Annotated in this window: 2 protein-coding genes; both read right to left on the bottom strand. The window is 34.8% G+C overall.

Annotation, left to right across the window (positions count from 1 at the left end; all coding sequences use genetic code 11):
* Window positions 1-286: adenylyltransferase/cytidyltransferase family protein (locus AB0N14_RS40145; RefSeq protein WP_366030617.1), on the bottom strand; the 286-nt coding region annotated here is incomplete at its 3' end.
* Window positions 287-296: 10 nt separating this feature from the next.
* On the bottom strand, window positions 297-1,424 hold a 1,128-nt coding region (locus AB0N14_RS40140), incomplete at its 5' end, for a glycerophosphodiester phosphodiesterase family protein (RefSeq protein ID WP_366030616.1).

The raw sequence follows: 1,424 nt of genomic DNA, 5'->3' as shown, positions 1-1,424 counted from the left end.
CAAATATATCAACATCAAACATATCAATATAAAGTGCTTTATCATCCCATGATTGTTCCGGAATAACCAAGTCAACATATCTTACGGATTCTAAGACATATTTTCTTGTATCATACTCTTGATATGACTTCTTACCTTTTGTGGCATTAAATTCATCTGTAGAGAGCATTACAATTAGTTTATCACCAAGATTGCGCGCATTACGAAGCATATTGATATGACTTTCATGTAATATATCAAATGTTCCTGCTACAAGAACAATCCTCTGTTTTTCATTATCTTTCATAAATATCTCCTTAATAGTTAGTAGTCAAAACATCAACGCCAATACTTTGCAAATATTTTAATGTATTAATATCTCCAACTGTCCAGGCCCCAACTTTTATTCCTGATGCATGAACTGCCTCAACCACCTGCTGATTAATGTTAGTATATCCCATATCCAGTCCAGATTTAATTCCTAAAGATACTGCAAAAGTAACATTTTCAGTAGAATACCCTTCCACAATATACATAACATTAACTGTTGGGATTAAAGACTCAATCTTACTTAGTGGCTCTTCATAACCTGAAATAATATACCCTGTTGAAGAAAAACCATACTGTTCAAATTTCATAGCAATATCTGAATACTGTTCAGGGGTAGCGGTTGCCTGTTTAATTTCTATTAATGGAATAACTCCCTTTTGCTTACAAGCTGCAAGGTATTGATCTAAAGTTGGAACTTTGTACTGTGTTATTTGACCAGAATTATTTTTTAGATATAAATTTTGAATTTGGGCAAGAGTAAGATCTGCAACAGCTCCATGTCCATTAGTTGTTCTATCAACAGTTGCATCATGCATATTAACCCATTGCCCATCAGAAGTTGTTTGAATATCAGTTTCTACCGCTGAATATTTTGCTGAAAGAACTGATTCAACAGAGTTCTCTGGAAACTCTGTGTGATTACCTCTATGATTTACCAAAAGTATATCATCAGAGTCACTATTTGTAGCAGAAACACCGTACCAAGCAATACCTTCATATCTCCAAAAATTTCCAGCACTTAAAACTCTTTTCTCGTTCGCATCAGTAGTGAATAAATGCTGTTTAATCTTTGAACTATACAATCTATATACTGGAACGCTTCCCGCTACTGTCGCTCGAAAAACAATTCCTTCATTCTTCCAACCACTGCGGCTTAACACCCTTGCTTCATTAAGATCAGCAGTATACAGATGCTGCCTAATCGAAAAGTTATAAAGCCTATATATAGGTGTATCACCATTATTTTTTCCATAGAAAGTTACTCCCTCAAACCTCCCCCAACCAATACGTACCAACGTATTCTTTTCGTTAAGGCTAGAGGTATATAAATGTTCTAAATTTCTTGGATTATAAACCCGATAAACAGGAGTAGGAGAACTGGTATCATCAGCAAA

Origin of the sequence: Streptomyces sp. NPDC051104 (genome assembly GCF_040682835.1) — a bacterium.
In the GTDB taxonomy this organism is placed as follows: Bacteria; Actinomycetota; Actinomycetes; order Streptomycetales; family Streptomycetaceae; genus Streptomyces; species Streptomyces cynarae.
This window is presented reverse-complemented; position numbering and strand designations above follow the sequence as displayed.